Here is a 15,613-nt window from a genome sequence, read left to right as displayed (position 1 = left end):
CAAGGCAATGCAAAGGAAAATAATTAAAGTTCAGGAAGAGGATAATGTGGCTATTGCTTTGATAGACCTTGTAAAAGGAGACCGTTGTGAATATAATGGTGAAGAAATAATTATTTTATCTAACACTAAAGCAAAACACAAAATAGCATTCGTTGATTTGGCTATCAATGATTCTATTTATATGTATGGCGTATTGGTTGGTAAGACAGTTGTTTCAATCGCAAAAGGTGATCTGTTGACCACGGAGAATGTAAAACACCAAAGTGATAAGGTGGTGGCTAAAACCAAAAATATAGGTTGGAACGCACCCAACATTTCCAATTGGAAAGACAGAACTTTTATGGGGTATCATAGGGCAGACGGTCAAGTGGGTACCCAAAATGTTTGGTTATTTTTTCCATTGGTCTTTTGTGAGAATAGAAATATAGAAGTACTTAAAGAGGTTTTTGAAAAAGAACTTTCTATGGGTAAGGAGCGTAAGCAAAGACAATTGCTACGTAATCTTATTAATGGTAATGATGTAAATTTTAATGATGGTAAACAGCAAGTTTCTGAGCAAACTTTTGATAATGTAGATGTTAAGTTTATAACCCACCAAGGGGGTTGTGGCGGTATACGTCAAGACTCACATACATTAGCCAAATTATTGGCAGGTTATGTAAAAAATCCTAATGTAGCTGGTGCAACGGTATTAAGTTTAGGTTGTCAAAATTTACAGATAGATATTTTTAAAGATGCCTTGAATTCTATTGATTCCAATCTAAACAAACCAGTGCTAATTTACGAACAGCAGCAAATGGGTACGGTAGATGATATGTTGAATATCATAATCAAAGATTCATTTGCGGGTATTAAAGCAGCTAATTCTATTGAACGTAAGCCAGCACCTATATCAAAATTAAAAATGGGATTGGAATGTGGAGGTTCAGATGGTTTTTCGGGTATTTCTGCAAACCCAGCTTTAGGCTATGCTTCAGATATTTTAGCGGCTGTTGGTGGTTCACCAATTCTTTCCGAATTTCCAGAGTTATGTGGTGTAGAGCAAGAGTTGGTAAATAGATGCGTAGTAGATGCAGACGCAGAAAGGTTTATGTTTTTAATGAAAGCGTATGAGGCTTCTGCAGAGGCGGCTGGTTCAGGATTTGATATGAATCCGTCACCAGGCAATATTAAAGATGGTTTAATTACCGATGCAATGAAATCTGCGGGTGCTGCAAAGAAAGGGGGTACATCACCTATTGAAGCTATCTTAGACTATGGTGAGTATGTTACTAAACCGGGCCTAAATCTACTTTGTACACCAGGTAACGATGTAGAAAGTACAACAGGTATGGTAGGTTCAGGTGCCAATATCGTTGTTTTTACAACTGGCTTGGGGACACCAACAGGAAATCCTATTGCTCCTGTTTTAAAAGTTTCTTCTAATTCTATATTGGCGGAGCATATGCCTGATATTATCGATATAGATACGGGTGCTGTTATTAGGGGAGAAAAGACCATTCAAGAAATGGGAGAGGAGATTTTGGAATATGTAATTCAAGTAGCCAGCGGTGAGAAAAAGGCAAAAGCCGATATTTTAGGTCAAGATGACTTTATTCCGTGGAAAAGAGGGGTTTCACTTTAATAAAGTAGCAAATGTTACTACTGCTTACTTGATGATTTTCTAATAATTAGTTTGGCAGGCAATACAACGTTTTCATCTATTCCACTTTCATCATTTTCAATTTGCTTTAAAAAAACTTTAGCAGCCATTTTACCCATTTCCATAGGTGATTGGTCTACAGAACTAATGGATGGTTCCAGAAATTGAGTGAAAGGTTCGTTACTGAAACCTACTACACAAAAATCTTCTGGTATTTTTACAGATATACTTTGAAGATATTTTACAGCTCCCAATAAGCCGTTATCCGTGGAAGAGAAAATAGCATCTGGCGGTACGGGTAATTTCATAAGTTTTTCTGCAGCCTCCTTTCCTGCTTCCATATCACTGGTTAAAGAAATTACATAATCACTATGGTATCCAATTCCATGTTTTAAAAGGGCATCTTTATAACCATTTAATCTATTGTTATAGAGTTCAATATTTTGGTCTACATAAAAATGGGCTATTCTTTTACAACCTTGATGTATTAAATGCTCGGTAGCATCAAAACCACCTTGATAATCATCTATAGTTACCGTACTGGTGCCATCAAAATTCAAAACACGATCAAAAAATATAAAAGGGGTAGATTTTTTTAATTCTTGATTTAGTTGCTCTTTATTCTCGTTGGTAAAAGATGTAGAGATGAGAATACCATCTACTTGGGCATTTATTAAATTTTGAATAATCTTTTTTTCACGGTCAACATCTTCATGGGTCTGGGATATAATTACGTGAAATCCTTTTGGGTACAGTTCATCTTCAATACCTCTAATAACAGATGCGAAAAAGTTTTTATTAATAAACGGTACTACTACACCTACATTTTTGCTTTTACCGCTTTTAAGGGCCAATGCTAATTTATTCTGCTTGTAATTCATTTTCGCAGCAGTAGCATGTACAAGCTCTCGTGTTTTTTTACTGATTTTAGGATTATTGTTTAAAGCCCTAGAAACAGTAGCTGCTGTTATTTTTAGCTCTTTTGCAATGTCGTAAATAGTAGCTTTTTTGCTCATAGGAAAGTGTATTACGAATTTACGATTATTGAATTAAAAAAAAGTAAAGTAGAAAGCTTAATAATTAGCACGTTTTAAATTTTATAAATTTAATAATTCACTGTTTTTCTGTGTTGTTTATTTTCACGAAATTCAAGGGATAGAAACTCTAATTTTACTACATATTTTTATATTTACAAGTAAACATGGTATCTTAAGTTTTTAGCGAAAATGAGTAACACTACAATATTATTTATCATTATTTTAATGCCTTATTTAGCTCATCATTCCAATTTTGAAAATATGATTAAAAAAGATTTAAAAGATGCTGTTACGATTGAAAAAAGAAGTTATGGTACTACTACAGATGGTGAACTAGTAGATCAATTTAGCTTAAAAAATAAAGGAGGAATTGAAGTTCGTATTATAACCTTTGGTGGAAGAATTACTGAAATAAACACAGCTGATAAAAATGGTAAACTAGAAAATGTTGTTTTAGGCTTTAATAGCTTAGAACAATATGAGAAAAAGAACCCATTTTTTGGTGCTTTGGTAGGTCGTTATGGAAATCGTATATCTAAAGGAAAATTTAGCTTAAATGGAACGGAGTATTTATTGGCTAAGAATAATGGAGAAAACAATTTACATGGTGGTTTAAAAGGCTTTGATAAAGTAGTTTGGAAAGTTGAAAATGTAGAGGAATCTACTTCTTTTGCTTCTTTGAAATTGAGTTATTACAGTGCGGATATGGAAGAAGGTTTTCCTGGTAATTTAAAAACTACCGTTACATACACGTTACATAGTAACAATAGCTTGGACGTATTGTATGAAGCAACTACTGATAAAACCACAGTAATTAATTTAACACAGCATTCTTATTTTAACTTATCAGGTAATTTTTCTCAGTTGATAGAAAATCACGAAGTTGAAATAGATGCGGATAAATTTGTTCCGGTTGATGCTTCGTTAATTCCTACGGGTGAATTGGCTATTGTTGAAAATACCCCTTTTGATTTTAGAAAGTCAAAAATTGTGGAGACTGCTATCAATAGGGAACATGAACAATTAAAAATAGGCGGTGGTTTTGATCATTGCTGGGTACTCAATGGTAAAGGGTATAGATCGGTAGCAAAAGCACATCATAAAGAATCGGGTCGTGTAATGGAGGTTTTTACCGATCAACCTGGTATGCAATTTTATACTGGTAATTTTTTAGATGGTACTTTGCCAGCCCCAAATAACGGAGTTTACGTAAAAAGAAGTGGTCTTTGCTTTGAGACACAGCATTTTCCAGATTCTCCAAATCAACCACAATTTCCAGATACAACGTTAGAACCAGGACAGAAATATGAAACCAAAACTACTTTTAATTTTTATATTAATCACTAGTTTTAGGCCAGTTCCTTTTCATTTTTAGGACATTATTTATTTGGTATTATTTACATGGTAATCTCGTGTTAGTAATTTTTGTTATCGCGGTAATTTAAATCGGTATTGACGAATATATTTATTCATAAAAAAAGAACATCATGCAAAAACCAAATAAAAGATTAGAAGGTCAAACTTGTATAGTTACTGGCTCTAGTGACGGTATCGGTGAAGCGGTAGCAAAAGCTATGGGAATGGAAGGCGGTAATATCGTTGTCAATTATCACAGCAGTAAAGAAGAAGCAGAGGAAGTTGCACATTGGATCAGTACAAACTCTAATTGCGGTAGTGCAATAGTCGTTAAATGCGATGTTAGTAAAGAAGATGATGTAAAGAACATGTTTAAACAAACAATTGCTGAATTTGGTACTGTAGATGTCTGCGTAGCTAATGCTGGTATGCAATTAGATTACCCATTACATGAGATGCCTTTAAAAGATTGGCAGCGTGTAATAGATGTGAATCTTACAGGTCAGTTTCTTTGTGCAAAAGAAGCTATTATAGAATTTAAACGAAGAGGTATGAGACCAGAGGTTTCTAAATCTCTTGGTAAAATAATTCATATGAGCTCGGTTCATGAGGTAATTCCATGGGCGGGTCATGCAAATTACGCAGCTTCTAAAGGCGGATTGGTAATGTTGATGCAAACTATTTGTCAAGAATACGGTCCAGATAAAGTAAGATGTAATTCAATAGCTCCGGGAGCAATAAAAACAGATATCAATAAAGAGGTTTGGAGCACAAAAGAAGGAAGAGATGGTATGTTGAAACTTATACCCTATAAACAAATTGGTGTGCCAGACGATATTGGAAGCGTTGCCAGTTGGTTAGCATCAGATGAATCTGAATATATTAATGGAACGACAATTTTTGTAGATGGAGGCATGACATGTTACCCAGGTTTTACGGCAAATGGGTAGTTGTGAATAAAAAAAGCCGCCCAATTAGGCGGCTTTTATATTTATAATTCAGATGATTATTTCATCATTGGCTTGTAATCAAATTTTTGTCCACCAACAGATGCATCTGCCATTAAACCAGCTTTTGGTAAAGCGAATACGGCAACACCATCTCTATATTTGGCATTAACTGAAACTCCAGATTTTAAAGCAACCGCAGAAGCTTCTGCAGAGAATTCAAAATCACCTTCTTTAAACTCAGCTAAATCATCTGCTGTCTCAAAGAATATTACTTCGGTAATTGCTTGTCCACCAGCTTGTAATCCTACACTTAATTTTTTCAAATCAGCCATTCCAATCATAGTACCATTTTCATATACTACCCCATTACCAGATGCTCCACCAATTATAAACCCTCCTTTACCTACATTAGGAAAAATCACATAACCTGCAGAATTATTGAAGAAATTGTCTAAACCAACTTCCATTTTCATTAGTTTATCTTTTGCCTTATTGGCATCTTTTATAACTTTTTGGTCTTTGCTGTTTTGTGCATTTAGCCCTACAGCTAAGAATAACAAGGTTGTAAATGCAATCGATTTTAAAATTTTCATATGTTCTAGATTTTAGGTTTAATAATTATTATTAACAGTACAAAGCTAAATTTTACTTGTGTAATGAATTGACTTATTAGCCTTAAATCTTAATTCGAATAAGTGTTAAATATATGTGAATCAGTTAATTAGAAGTTAAATTATGATTTATGGAAGAGAATAATTTCTTCTAACTTGTTTATTGATAGGAATTTATCTAGTAAATTGATTTCTTAAAAATTTGTTAATTATTACTAATAGTTATATATTCAATAAATAATCTAACTCATAACATAATAAGATGGGGAACCAAGAGAATTTTTTTGATTCAAAAATGATAGCAAACCTAATTATAGCTTTCGCTTTGTTATTTTCTGCCATTTATTATTTCAATTACGCTCAAGAAATTGAAGATGACATTAATACTGTTATTGTAAATTCTCTTAAAGATGCAAGCAATAGCTTGGCTGAGCAGGAGACTGCACATAAATAATTTAAATTTCTGACCATAACTATAGGCTGCCAATTCATAGTGATCGGTAGCTTTTTTTATGCCTCTTTCAATTATCTTTTACCCACAAGAACATTAGTTACTAACGCTGCTACTATCATTAGGATACCTAAAAGGCTCCAAAGAGAATAGATGTCTCCGAACCAGAAAATACCGACCATAATTGTAAATATGACTTCAATGTACTTTAAGGGAGCAACTAAATTGGTTTTGGCAATTTGAAATGCTTTGGTCATAAAAATCTGTCCGAAAAAACCAAAAACCCCTAAACTTAGAAGTATTAACCAGTCCATACCTTCCGGGTTAATCCAATTATTAATACTTAGTAGACCACCAATAACAGTACCTGTGAACATAAAATAATTAACAATAACCAAAGGGTGGTCACTGTTTCCTATTTTTCTAATTAGTACATATACTAAACCGCTAAACACAGAAGCCGCTAAAACTAGAAGTAAGCCTGTAGTGTTTATATTTTGATCAAATCCTTTTAAAACCAGTACTCCCGCAAAAGCAAATAGAAATAGAAACCATTGAATTGGTTTTAATTTCTCTTTAAGTAAAAAGACGGCAAACATTGCGGCATAAATTGGAGCAAGATATCTTAGGGAAACAGCGGTTCCAACTGGTAGGTATTGTAAAGACATAAAAAACAAACTCATAGCCGTTAAACCAACTAAAGCTCTATATATCATTAATTTACGACTATTTCCGAATATAGGTATGCCTTTAATTAAAATTAGGGCGGTTCCTAAAACAAGTGAGCCAATAGCTCTAAAGAAAACAATTTCGAAAGTAGGGTAGTGATTTAGGTATTTTACGAAAGAATTCATTAAACTAAATGAAAACGTACTAATAATCATATATAATATTGCCTTCTTCACAGTCTTAATTTGTGATTGCAAAGTTACTCGTGACAAATAGAATTAAGTCTTAATACAATGAAAAATAACTATTTAACTATAAGTTTTACGATACCCATAATTTTATAGGTATATATGTTGCTGTTCAATGACATATTGAAGATTAAGGTTCATAAATGAAAATAAACCCTTATGTTTTTTGATTAATCTATTTTCTATATTTTTCTGTTAATAAATGTTCTGTATTTAGTTATAATAGGTTGAACGTTATGTATCATTTTAAGAAATCTCTTAACTTGGCAGAACAAAACAAATTGATTGGTTTAAGCCATTTTTTTTAATTGGAACTTAATCTTATCAGATTGAAAAAACAGAATTAATATGAACGAATTGTTATCGTTGAAAGATAAAAATTATGCCCTATCTGGGGGAACAGGAACCTTGGGTGGTTCAATTGCTAAATATTTAGTGGAAAATGGAGCAAGAGTTCTTTTATTAGGTAGATCAGAGGAAAAATTAAAAGAGAAGCAAGAGGAGTTAAATAGTCTTGTTGCTGATAGTACATTTATTTTTAAGGTAGATGTAATGGATGAGAGTGATCTTATCAATTTGAAGAATAAAATTAAAAAAGAATTTAACCACTTAGACGGGTTGGTGAATCTTGCCGGAGGAAATATACCAGGAGCTACTTTAAAACCAGATCAAACAGTTAGAGATATCGCTATGGATGATACTAGAAAAGTAGTCGATATTAACTTATTCGGTACGGTTACACCAACGGTTATTTTAAGTGAGTTAATGGTAGAACAAGGTTATGGTTCTATTGTGAATATTTCATCTATGGCTGCCAAGCAAACTATTTCTAGGGTTCTCGGGTATTCTATGGCCAAAGCTGCAGTTGATATTTTTACGAAATGGATGGCAAATGAACTAGCGTCTAAACATGGAGATAAAATTAGGGTGAATGCAGTAGCTCCTGGTTTTTTCATAGGAAATCAAAACAGACGATTACTTACTAATGAAGATGGTTCATTTACAGATAGAGGTAATAGTATTATTAAAAACACCCCAATGGGTCGTTTTGGTGATGCATCAGAACTTAATGGTATGGTTCATTATTTGCTTAGTGATGCCTCAAGTTTTGTAACTGGTAGTATTTTTGATGTAGACGGCGGATTCAGTTCTTTTTCAGGTGTTTAAATAGTATTTAATAGTTAGAACAGTATTTATTTTTGCAATCGATTACATATGTAATATGTGATGATTTGTAACATGTAGAACGTATGGATTATTTAAAGAAAACCTTTCGCTGGTTTGGACCTGATTTTGGAGTTAGCTTAATAGATATAAAGCAGCTTGGTATTGAAGGTATTGTAGCGGCATGTCAAGAAATTCCAGTAGGTGAGGTATGGCCATTAGCTTCAATTGCTAACTTGAAATCACAAATTGAAGCTAACGGAATGGAATGGTCCGTTGTTGAAAGTGTTAATATCCATGCAGATATTAAGTATGGGCTTGCCAACAGAGATTGGTACATTGCTAATTATATTCAAACGCTTAAAAACCTTGCTGAAAATGGTATTTATGATGTTTGCTATAATTTTATGCAATTAATTGATTGGACACGAACCGATTTAGATTTTAAATTACCCTCAGGAGCATCAGCTCTAAATTTTGATCCTATCGCAGCAGCAGCTTTTGATTTATACATATTGGCTCGTGAAAACGCAGAACAATCTTATTCAGATGCTATTTGTAAACAAGCCAAAAATTATTTTGAGGCACTAACGGATATTGAAAAAATAAATCTAAAAAATGCGATTTTGGCTGGTATGCCAGGTTCTAGGAAGTTGATTGCCTTAGATGATTTTAAAACAAATCATGCGGCTGTTTTAAAAATTGGTAAGGAAAGTTTACAAAATAATTTATCTTACTTTTTAAATGCTGTAATACCAGAAGCGGAAAAAATTGGCATTCGTATGGCAATCCACCCAGATGATCCACCATTTTCAGTTTTTGATGTTCCAAGAATCGTTTCTAATTACCAAGATATTAAGTTTATACTTGATTGTTGTCCATCCACTAGTAATGGATTAACATTCTGCTCAGGGACTTTAGGAGCATCCGAAGAAAACAACCTGGTTAAGATTATTGAAGATTTCGGGGATAAAATTCACTTTCTACATTTAAGAAATGTTACGCGTTTAGAAGATGGTAGTTTTTATGAAGCTGATCATTTAAATGGTTCAGTACCTATGCAAGAGGTCATGAAAGCTATTATAATAGAGCAACAGAAAAGAGTAAACAACGGTAAGGGCATAGTTAATATTCCTATGAGACCTGATCATGGTCACGTTCTTTTAGATGATAAAAAAAGAATAGATGAATTCTACTCCGGTTACTCCTTAATAGGTAGGGCAATAGGTTTGGCTCAACTTTCTGGTTTGGAATTAGGTATTAGGAATGGTCTAAAATTATAATTCTTATTATCGAAAAAATAAATTAATATTTAGGTTATAATCACATATAGTTTCATGCGCATATCATTTTTATTCTTACTAATTATTTCATCACTATTATTTTCTTGTCAATCTAAATTTAATGAAACTATAGTTTCTTTAGATTCTTATAAAATTGAAGACGGATTTAATTTAGAAGTGATAGCCGCAGAGCCTCTTTTAAAAGCGCCGGTAGCTATAGATTTTGATGCAAAAGGTCGAGTTTGGGTGGCACAGATGCCGGGTTACATGAATGATTTACAAGGGTCTGGTGAAGAAAATCCTTCTGGTAGTATTGTTATTCTTGAAGATTTGGATAATGACGGTATTGCTGATCATTCAAAAGTTTTTATGGATAGCCTAGTGATGCCCCGTGCATTGGCACATGTCTATGGCGGATTGTTGTATGCAGAACCGCCCTATTTATGGTTTGTTGATATTAAAGATGATAAGCCTGTAAATAAGGTGATGGTAGATTCTATATATGCTGTTGAGGGAAATCCAGAGCATCAACCAAACGGACTAGAATTAAATATTGATAATTGGATTTATAATGCGAAATCTAATTTTAGATATAGAAGAAAAGCTGGGAAATGGGAAAAAGAACCTACGACTTTTAGGGGACAATGGGGTATTACCCATGATAATTTTGGGAGGTTATATTACAATGATAATTCTAGAATATTACTAGGGGATTATGCTCTGCCAAATACATTTATCAATAATAAATTTTTTACTCCAAAATCTAGTTTTGATAAGCTTCTGACTAATGATCAAAGGGTATATCCTGTATTTGCCGGTTCGGTTAATAGGGGGTATGCAAAAGGTGTTTTAAATGCTGATAGCATTTTAGTGAATGCAACCGCTGCATGCAGTCCTTTAGTGTATAGGGGAGGTGAGTTTACAGAATCTTATGACGAAAATGTTTTTATCTGTATACCAGAAGGTAATTTAGTCAAGCGAGCACTATTGACTTTTACGGGAGATTCTGTTTTTGCAAAACAAGCTTGGCAAGAAAAGGAATTTATAACTTCTACCGATGAAGGTTTTAGACCTGTAAGTTTAAAAAATGGTCCAGAAGGTAAAATGTATATAGTGGATATGCATAGAGGGATGATAGGTCATCATGCGTACATGAGTCCGTATCTAAGAGATAAGGCAAAGGCTAAGGAATTGGACACTATTATAAACTTTGGAAGGATACTAAAAGTTGCTCACGAGAATTCTACAGCTGATAAAATACCTGACTTTAATGCCTTGAACGGAAGTGAATTGGTGAAATTACTATCTAACGATAATGGTTGGATTCGAGACCGTGCACAGCATTTTCTAATTTTTAAAGAAGTTAAAGATGTAATTGATGAAGTAAAAGAAGTAGCACTTAATTCTGAAAATCAGTGGAGTCAAATTCATGCATTGTATGTGCTGGAGGGCTTGAATGCCTTATCGTTTGATTTCTTGATAACCATAATAGATAAGAGTAATAGTCAAGTAGCTTCTCATGGCATGGTCCTATTAAAGGAATTTGCATCCACAGCGCATATAGAAAAGGCGCTAGTTTTATTTAATAATGTGATAAAACGTAACGAAATAGAATTAGATCTGTACTTAGGGAATGGGTTAGGAACTTGGATGAATTTAGATGAAAGTAAATTCACGCCTATTATGATGAAAATCTTAGCAAGAAAACCGGACAATAACACTTTAGCAGATGCTGTTATTGGTGGTTTGTCTACTGTAGATACAGAGGTCTATAACAATACCGTTATCATGGATAGTTTAAAGCATACGCCGTTTGTAAATAAGTTAGCAAGAACTATTTCAGATAAGAATGCAGGTAAAATGAATGCTATTTTTACCAAAGAGAAAACTACGGAAGATACCCGAACTAGTGGTGCAAGAATGTTTTTTCAAATTTGTGCATCTTGTCATGGAGCCGGAGGAAAAGGCATAGAAGGTTTGGCACCTCCTTTAATGAATTCTGAACATGTGAAAAACACAGAGAGATTGGCCCTTATAATATTACATGGTCTTGAAGGACCTGTACACGTTAATGGTGAACTTTATAATATAAATTTGGCAATGCCTGGTCTTATTAGAAATGACAATATCACCGATAAAGACATTGCCAATATTATATCATATGTAACCAATGCTTTTTCTGATAAACCAAAAAGATTGAGCACTACACGTATACAGGAACTAAGAAATGTAAAGTCTTCTACAGGTATGGAATTTACAGAGAAAGAACTTCAAGCACTTGATAAATAATTACCAAGCTATTTCATACTTTTTCTAATGCCCATTTCTAGACCTCGTAGCTCAGCTAAACCTCTTAGTCTACCTATGCCAGAGTAACCTGGGTTTGTTTTTTTTCTTAAATCATCTAACATTTTATGGCCATGATCTGGGCGTAATGGCATTCTGGTATCTGTTCTGCCAGAGGCTTTTCTCTTTTCTTGTTCTTTTATCAATGCCTGCATTACCGAAAACATATCTACATCTCCTTCTAAATGATTTGCTTCATGAAAATTACCATCGGCATCACGCTGTGTACTACGTAAATGAATAAAATGAATACGATCACCTAAGCGCTCTATCATTCTTGGTAAGTTATTATCTGGTCTAACACCAAATGAACCTGTGCAAAATGTAAGTCCGTTGTTTGGGCTATCAACAGCATTGTAAAGGTCAATGATATCTTGCTCTGTACTTACAACTCTTGGAAGTCCTAAAATTGGAAATGGAGGATCATCAGGATGTATACACATACGCACACCAGCCTTTTCAGCTACCGGAATAATATTAGATAAAAATTCGAATAAATTATCCTTAAGTTCTTTTGGTCCAATAGCGTCATAGGTAGCTAAAATTGTATTGAACTCTTCTAGTGAATATCCTTCTTCTGCACCAGGTAAACCTGCTATAATATTGCTTATTAATTTGGTTTTATCTTCTTCAGAAAGCGTCTTTAAGTATTCTTTGGCGGCAGTTTTTTGGGCTTCAGAATAGGTATCTTCAGATCCTGGTCTTTTTAATAGATACAATTCAAAAGCAGCGAAGGCAGCAGCTTCAAAACGTAATGCGGTAGAACCATCTTCTATTTCATAATCTAGATTGGTCCGTGTCCAATCTAATACAGGCATGAAGTTGTAACAGACCGTATCTATACCACATTGACCTAGGTTAGCAATGGTTTGTTTATAGTTCTCGTAATAGACTTTATAATCCCCTTTTTGGGTTTTTATTTGCTCATGAATGGGAACGCTCTCTACAACAGACCATGTTAAGCCAGCGGCTTCTATTATATTTTTACGCTCAATAATTTCCTCTACCGGCCATACCACGCCATTAGGAATATGATGCAAAGCACTAACTACACCTGTTGCACCTGCTTGTCTAATATCTGATAATGATACGGGGTCATTTGGACCGTACCAACGCCATGTTTGTTCCATTTTTCTAAATTATATTTTATTAAACTCCACTAAAAGCACTAAAACCTCCGTCAATTGGGACTACTACGCCAGTTACAAATTTTGATGCCTCTGCGCATAGGTAATGAATAGTACCATTTAATTCGTCCGTCTCACCAAATCTTTTCATGGGTGTATTTCTAATAATGGTATCACCTCTGTCAGTAAAATTACCGGTTTCTTGGTCAATTAAAAGATTTCTATTTTGATTTCCGATAAAAAAACCGGGAGCAATAGCATTAACACGTAAACCTTCTCCAAATTTTGTAGCTAATTCTACAGACAACCATTTCGTGAAATTATCTATAGCTGCTTTTGATGCAGAATAGCCTACCACTCGAGTGATTGCACTTTGTGCAGTCATTGATGATATATTAATAATAACACCTTGTTTATTCTTCACCATTTCTTTGCCGAAAACCATTGCGGGTAGAATGCTGCCAAATAAATTAAGGTCTACCACTTTTTTAAAGTGATCAATATTTACATCAAAAATAGTTTGGTCAACACCTATAGTTGCACCAGGCATATTACCACCTGCAGCATTTATTAGAATATCTATTTTACCATGTTGCGCTATAATTTCATCTGAAACTTTAATTAGACTTTCTTCTTCTAAGGCATTACACACAAAACCGGATACATTATCGCCAATGGTTTTAAGTTTTTCAACGGCTGCGTTTACAATGTCATCTTTGTAATCTAAAATAACGATTGTAGCGCCATTTGAAAGTAAATAATTAGCCATTTCACCGCCAAGTACTCCGCCACCTCCGGTAATTAATATTACTTTGTTTTCTATACTAAATAAGTTCATTTTGTACTATTTATTGTTTCAATTCAATGGTATGAACCCCACTTTTTAAATGAACAGGATTATGGGTTGATTTTAACTTTTTACCATTATGTTTAATTTTTGAAAAAATTGGAGGAACTGTAAATTCTGCGGTCATTTCCTTAGGAATTTCAATGGTATAATGGTCTGTATTCTTGTCTTTTTTAAAGCTAGCGGTTATGATGCCGTTTTTGGTAGGTACTTTAATATTAGAAAAAGTTAAGTCTGCCAGTTGAGGTTTAATTTCAGCTACTTTAAAACCGGCTGTTTTTGGTTTTATACCCCAAATGTAACGAGTTGTAATGTTCAAAGGTGCTGTACCCCAAGCATGATTCCAATCAGAATTTGGTTTGTGCTTTACATCCCAAGCTTCTAAAGTCATGGTTGCACCTATTTCAATCATATTCCACCAACTTCTATCGCTTTCTGTTTCTGTGATTAGGTCTAATGCGTACTGTGCCTCGCCACTTTTATATAATCCTTCTAATAAGTATTGAGACCCATAAACACTACAAGCCATTCCTCTGGTTTTTATAAAATCTGTAACGGATTTAATATGTTCTTTAGGTACTAGACCAAAAGCTAGTGGCATCATATTGGCATGTAAAGAAGAATGAGTAGAATTTTCTCCATCTAAGTAATACCCTTTTTTAGTATCCAATAATTTAGTGTTAATAACGCTCTTGATGGTTGCTGCCTTATTTTGAAAAAACTTTACATCTTCGTCTTTATCAAGAAATTCAGCAATTTCTGTCATTAAGACAAGGTTGTAGTAGTAAAAAGAATTGACGACTGTATTTACTGGTACTATTTCATAACCATCTCTTTCGCCTTCTGCGGTAGCCAATTCCCAACCAGTATCTTTTTGTGCCGGTGGCCAATCTATAATGTCTTTAATTTTTGTATCAGGTTTCTTAAAACCTAATTTTGAAATTAACTCCTCGTTCATTTGCGGAGAAGAAGAGCTAATGAGTCCATCTTCACGTTCTAAATCCATTAAAGTCTTTAACTTTAGATTCTCATAATGCTCCTTCAGTGGTTCCAAATCGCCCGTATACATGTAATCTGCATAAAACATGGGTACGGTATGTAGCAACCATTCTGTAGGCCAAGTTGGGTTTTTTATAAAGTAGGCATTGGTTCTTCTTCCCATAGCATAAAGACTATCTACGCTATAGTGACTTAGTTGATTTATATAGGCATCTGCTTCATACGGTATTCTTTCACGGTCACCATCTATATAATAACCCGTAAAACTGGTAGCTTTAATAGTATGCTTACAAAGTTTCCATATAGAGTCTAATATTGCATTTGATGAGGAGAAACTACTTGCTTCTTCATTGAAATTATTATGTGTGGCTTTTTGAAGTACTTCTATATTTTCAATAGGTATTTTTAGATTCTCAATTTCACAATACCTAAAAGGCATAATTATGCCTATACTATCAGGTAATAATATGGCTGCACCAGATGTATTTCTTTTGTTAGGGACAAGTTCAATATTGGTAATCGTATTTGCTTGTAGATTACGCAATACAATTCTTTGATATCTAATAGACCCACCTGGATTTCTGTCTATTCTATTTTGTGCGTCTAATTTTTCACCAAGGTGAATGACTAACGAATCGTTTTGAGTTGTCGTACTTTTCAATTCAACTGTACCAAAATAGGCTTTACCAAAATCTAATAAATACGTGTCTGTTGATACTTCACTTATTTCAGCAGGACTGTTGAAAGTAGTTCTCAAATCGATATCACTAGTACTATTTTGAGCTTGACAATAAAAAATAGAAAGGGTGATAAGACATATGCAAATATGCTTTTTCATAGGTTTTACGGTAAGTTAATTTATGATAAGTAGTACTAGATACTA

At 33.9% G+C, this 15,613-nt stretch carries 13 protein-coding genes; 7 read left to right on the top strand and 6 right to left on the bottom strand.

Features of this window, described 5'->3' with window-relative positions:
* Nucleotides 1-7: 7 nt before the first annotated feature.
* Nucleotides 8-1,624: a UxaA family hydrolase gene (locus P178_RS0102015; protein ID WP_027064633.1), complete on the top strand. Its 1,617-nt coding sequence runs from the start codon at nucleotides 8-10 to the stop codon at nucleotides 1,622-1,624.
* A 17-nt stretch (nucleotides 1,625-1,641) separates the two neighbouring features.
* Here the strand turns inward: P178_RS0102015 and P178_RS0102010 are convergent, their stop codons facing one another.
* Nucleotides 1,642-2,658: a LacI family DNA-binding transcriptional regulator gene (locus tag P178_RS0102010; RefSeq protein ID WP_027064632.1), complete on the bottom strand. Its 1,017-nt coding sequence runs from the start codon at nucleotides 2,656-2,658 to the stop codon at nucleotides 1,642-1,644.
* Between the two features lie 210 nt (nucleotides 2,659-2,868).
* Here P178_RS0102010 and P178_RS0102005 point away from each other — a divergent pair, with 210 nt between their 5' ends.
* Nucleotides 2,869-4,026, top strand: a complete 1,158-nt coding sequence (locus tag P178_RS0102005; RefSeq protein WP_027064631.1) for an aldose epimerase family protein — start codon at nucleotides 2,869-2,871, stop codon at nucleotides 4,024-4,026.
* A 140-nt stretch (nucleotides 4,027-4,166) separates the two neighbouring features.
* Nucleotides 4,167-4,985, top strand: a complete 819-nt coding sequence (locus P178_RS0102000) for an SDR family oxidoreductase (protein ID WP_027064630.1) — start codon at nucleotides 4,167-4,169, stop codon at nucleotides 4,983-4,985.
* 56 nt (nucleotides 4,986-5,041) lie between these two features.
* Here P178_RS0102000 and P178_RS0101995 read toward each other — a convergent pair whose 3' ends face one another.
* Nucleotides 5,042-5,578 (bottom strand): YSC84-related protein, encoded by a 537-nt coding sequence (locus P178_RS0101995; protein ID WP_027064629.1) that lies wholly within the window; start codon nucleotides 5,576-5,578, stop codon nucleotides 5,042-5,044.
* Between the two features lie 280 nt (nucleotides 5,579-5,858).
* On the opposite strand from P178_RS0101995, the gene P178_RS0101990 reads away from it, so the two are divergent.
* Nucleotides 5,859-6,050 (top strand): hypothetical protein, encoded by a 192-nt coding sequence (locus P178_RS0101990; RefSeq protein ID WP_027064628.1) that lies wholly within the window; start codon nucleotides 5,859-5,861, stop codon nucleotides 6,048-6,050.
* Nucleotides 6,051-6,121: 71 nt separating this feature from the next.
* On the opposite strand, the gene P178_RS0101985 is transcribed toward P178_RS0101990, so the two are convergent.
* Nucleotides 6,122-6,952 carry a DMT family transporter gene (locus tag P178_RS0101985; RefSeq protein WP_262493275.1) on the bottom strand — a complete coding sequence of 277 codons (831 nt, stop codon included), beginning with the start codon at nucleotides 6,950-6,952 and terminating at the stop codon, nucleotides 6,122-6,124.
* A gap of 360 nt (nucleotides 6,953-7,312) precedes the next feature.
* On the opposite strand from P178_RS0101985, the gene P178_RS0101980 reads away from it, so the two are divergent.
* From P178_RS0101980 to P178_RS0101970, 3 genes are all read left to right on the top strand, one after another.
* Entirely contained in the window at nucleotides 7,313-8,131 is an 819-nt protein-coding gene (locus P178_RS0101980; RefSeq protein WP_027064626.1) for an SDR family oxidoreductase, read from the top strand.
* An 83-nt stretch (nucleotides 8,132-8,214) separates the two neighbouring features.
* Nucleotides 8,215-9,411, top strand: coding sequence for a mannonate dehydratase (gene uxuA / locus P178_RS0101975; RefSeq protein ID WP_027064625.1), 1,197 nt, complete (start codon nucleotides 8,215-8,217; stop codon nucleotides 9,409-9,411).
* Nucleotides 9,412-9,465: 54 nt separating this feature from the next.
* Nucleotides 9,466-11,700: a c-type cytochrome gene (locus P178_RS0101970; protein WP_027064624.1), complete on the top strand. Its 2,235-nt coding sequence runs from the start codon at nucleotides 9,466-9,468 to the stop codon at nucleotides 11,698-11,700.
* Between the two features lie 8 nt (nucleotides 11,701-11,708).
* On the opposite strand, the gene uxuA (P178_RS0101965) is transcribed toward P178_RS0101970, so the two are convergent.
* From uxuA (P178_RS0101965) to P178_RS21325, 3 genes are read right to left on the bottom strand one after another with little or no spacing between them, the layout of a single operon-like run.
* Nucleotides 11,709-12,887 carry a mannonate dehydratase gene (gene uxuA / locus P178_RS0101965; RefSeq protein WP_027064623.1) on the bottom strand — a complete coding sequence of 393 codons (1,179 nt, stop codon included), beginning with the start codon at nucleotides 12,885-12,887 and terminating at the stop codon, nucleotides 11,709-11,711.
* 19 nt (nucleotides 12,888-12,906) lie between these two features.
* Complete coding sequence (locus tag P178_RS0101960; protein WP_027064622.1) at nucleotides 12,907-13,722, bottom strand: SDR family oxidoreductase; 816 nt, start codon at nucleotides 13,720-13,722, stop codon at nucleotides 12,907-12,909.
* Nucleotides 13,723-13,732: 10 nt separating this feature from the next.
* Entirely contained in the window at nucleotides 13,733-15,568 is a 1,836-nt protein-coding gene (locus tag P178_RS21325) for an alpha-L-rhamnosidase C-terminal domain-containing protein (RefSeq protein ID WP_081819377.1), read from the bottom strand.
* Between the last annotated feature and the right edge of the window lie 45 nt (nucleotides 15,569-15,613).

This window comes from Maribacter sp. Hel_I_7 (assembly GCF_000688315.1).
GTDB classification, from domain to species: domain Bacteria; phylum Bacteroidota; class Bacteroidia; order Flavobacteriales; family Flavobacteriaceae; genus Maribacter; species Maribacter stanieri.
Note: the sequence above shows the minus strand (reverse complement) of the source record. Positions and strands in the feature narration are given on the sequence as shown.